The sequence below is a fragment of the Treponema sp. UBA7570 genome (assembly GCA_002477955.1).
Taxonomy (GTDB): Bacteria; Spirochaetota; Spirochaetia; order Treponematales; family Treponemataceae; genus Treponema_D.
The window spans coordinates 1-3026 of sequence record DLLE01000015.1; the positions used below are offsets into that span (position 1 = coordinate 1).

Consider the following 3026-nt stretch of genomic DNA (forward strand, 5'->3'; position numbering starts at 1 on the left):
CGTCTGCGCCGTAGCATTTTACGATAAGACGCTCAGGATTGTTTCCGTAAGGGATTTCCTTTACAACTTTGAGAGCCTTGTCTGTTCCCTCGCCGTTGAAGTAGTCAAACTTAGTCTGAACATAAGTGAATCCGTTGATGCGGCTGATAATCTGCGCAGCGTCTTTTCCAAGGCCGTTCAAGATAACGCGGAGCTTGTTCTTGCGTACTTTGTTAGCGTTCGCAGCAATTTTGATTGCGCCCTCAGCGGCTGCGAAAGACTCGTGTCCTGCCAAGAAAGCGAAGCACTGTGTCTCCTCAGAAAGAAGACGCGCGCCCAAGTTTCCGTGTCCGAGACCAACCTTGCGGTCGTCAGCTACAGAGCCCGGCAAGCAGAATGCCTGAAGTCCCTTACCAATATTTGCGGCAGCTGTTGAGCCAGTCTTGTCGCCTGTTTTCTCAGCTTCCTTGATTGCGATTGCAGAGCCGAGAACGTAAGCCCATTTTGCGTCCTCAAAACAAATCTGCTGTGTTGACTGGCAGATTTCGTAAGGGTCAAAACCGCGTGCCTTGCAAAGGTCGCGGGCCTCGTTGAGTCCTTTTTCTCCCTCAGAGAAGCCATATTCTTTAAGAGCCTTGTTTACCTGTGGGATACGGCCTTCAAAATCTTCAAATAATGCCATTTTATTTCCTCCGTTCCTACAATTAGTTCTTGCGAGGGTCGATGAGTTTTACCATGCCCTGATCTTCTGTAACGCGTCCGTAGTGAGTGCGTGCCTTCTCGATTGCCTCTTTCGGGTCAACTCCAGCCTTGAGAGCGTCCATGAGCTTTCCGAAGTTGATGCAGTTGTAGCCGATAACCTGGTTGTCCTTGTCAACAGCCATAGTCTCAACATAGCCTTCTGTCATTTCGAGGTAGCGAGGACCTGTCTTGCGTGTAGCGAACATTGTTCCAACCTGAGAGCGGAGATTTTTTCCCAAGTCTTCAAGGGAAGCTCCGACTTTCAAGCCGCCCTTTGAGTAAGCCGACTGAGTGCGTCCGTAGACAATCTGCATGAAAAGCTCGCGCATTGCAGTGTTGATTGCGTCGCATACAAGGTCAGTGTTAAGGGCTTCAAGAAGAGTTTTTCCGATAAGGATTTCAGATGCCATTGCAGCCGAGTGGGTCATTCCTGAGCAGCCGATTGTCTCGACAAGAGCTTCCTCGATGATTCCGTCTTTTACGTTCAAAGAAAGCTTGCATGCTCCCTGCTGAGGCGCGCACCAGCCGATTCCGTGTGTAAAACCAGAAATATCCTTGATTTCTTTTGCCTGAACCCATTTTCCTTCCTCAGGAATTGGAGCCGGCCCGTGATATGCGCCTTTAGCCAAAGGACACATATGCTCTACTTCTGCTGTGTAGACCATAATATTCTCCTAAAAATAAAAATCTGTTTTGATTCCGTCTCTTTTTAGGAAGAGACTGTTTCTCTGTTTTATGCAGGAATTGCAGCATTTTTTCAACTGCAAACCACTACATTGTTTTGTTATTGATTATAGTTTTTTTAAAATTGAAATTCAACGACAAAAACAAAAGTTTTTTGAGCTTAATGATTTTATGGGCGTTCCGGTTGTATTTACAACCGTCAGGCCTTTCGCCCTTGCATTGTCCGTCGCCTGCAACGGACAACGGCTGCGCCGGGGCTACAGTCCTTAACGCGTTTTATTGTTTTCCTTAGAAATTACAAAAATAAACGAAAAAAGCAGCATTAAAAACGTAATAATCCAGCTTATCGGATAACTTAAAAATATATTGCCAAAAGAATACAATCCAGGAAGCTTAAAAACCGTAAAAAGATAGACAAGGCGGCTTCCACAGACAAAAATCAAAGTCATAACAGCAGGCATAAGGCTCCGTCCCATTCCGCGAAGACTATTTGCCATAACGTCCATTATGCCGCAGGTAAAATAAGTTGAACAAATCACAAGAAAACGTTCCGCGGCCTTGTCTATTACAAGAGGATTTGACGTAAAAACCGAGAAAAGCTGCCTGCTAAAAAGAATACAAATTCCGCCAATAACAGCGCCGACAATGCAGACAGAAAAAAGGCTTGTCAAAACGACTCTCTTTACGCGGTCAATTTTCTTTGCGCCAACATTTTGACTTACAAAAGTAAGGCTTCCCTGGGCAATGCTGTTCATTGAAATATAAACAAAACCTTCAATGCTTTGACTTGCGCTGCTTCCGGCAACAGCAACCGCTCCAAAACTGTTTACGGTAGATTGAATCACCATATTGCTAAAACTAAAAAGACTGCTCTGAAAACCTGCTGGTACTCCGATTTTTAAAATTTTCGCAAGAATATCGCTGTTAAGGCAAAGTTTTTTTAAGTCCAGCTTAAAATCATCTTTCTCTGTAAGAAGAATAAAAAGGACGCATACGGCGGAAAGAGCCTGGCTTATTACAGTCGCCCACGCCACCCCGGCAACATCGAGATTAAATTTTATTACAAAGACAAGATTTAAAACAACGTTTAAAATTCCGCTTACAAAAAGAATATAGAGCGGCCGTTTTGTGTCGCCTTTTGCCCGTAAAAGAGCAGAACCAAAATTATAAACAACGCTCGGAAAAATTCCGCAAAAATAAATTCGCAGGTAAAGCGCAGAAAGAGGAAGAACTTCCTCAGGAGCGTCCATAACAATCAAAATCTGCCGGCTAAACAAAACTCCGACAACGCTTATAAAAGCTCCGCATAAAAGGCTCAGAACAAACGAAGTATGAACTGTCAAACTTACTTTTTTTGAATCTCCGCAACCGGTAAAATTTGCAGCAACAACATTGCACCCGATAGAAATTCCTAAAACCGTGTTTACAAGAAAATTTACAAGAGAACTTGTTGAGCCGACGGCAGCAAGAGAATTATCTCCAGCAAACCTGCCTACAACAACAACATCCGCCGCATTAAAAAAAAGCTGCAAAATTGAACTTAGCATAAGCGGAATCGAAAATTTCATTAACTTGGGAAAAATTGCTCCCGTCGTCATGTCAATCTGATTGCTTTTCATTTT

The 3026-nt window shown here is 43.8% G+C and carries 3 protein-coding genes; all 3 read right to left on the reverse strand.

Going from position 1 to position 3026, the window contains the following annotated elements; translation table 11 throughout:
* Positions 1-661 (reverse strand): GGGtGRT protein (locus B4N75_RS01430; RefSeq protein WP_296706406.1); only part of this gene is annotated, 661 nt, incomplete at its 3' end.
* 22 nt (positions 662-683) lie between these two features.
* Positions 684-1385, reverse strand: coding sequence for an iron-sulfur cluster assembly scaffold protein (locus tag B4N75_RS01435; RefSeq protein ID WP_296667863.1), 702 nt, complete (start codon positions 1383-1385; stop codon positions 684-686).
* Positions 1386-1670: 285 nt separating this feature from the next.
* Positions 1671-3026, reverse strand: a 1356-nt coding sequence (locus B4N75_RS01440) for an MATE family efflux transporter (protein ID WP_296667865.1), incomplete at its 5' end; no start/stop codon positions are given.

Coding starts and splice junctions, on each gene's coding strand:
- B4N75_RS01435 (WP_296667863.1), bottom strand. CDS start 1,385: ATGGTCTACACAGCAGAAGTAGAGCATATGTGTCCTTTGGCTAAAGGC.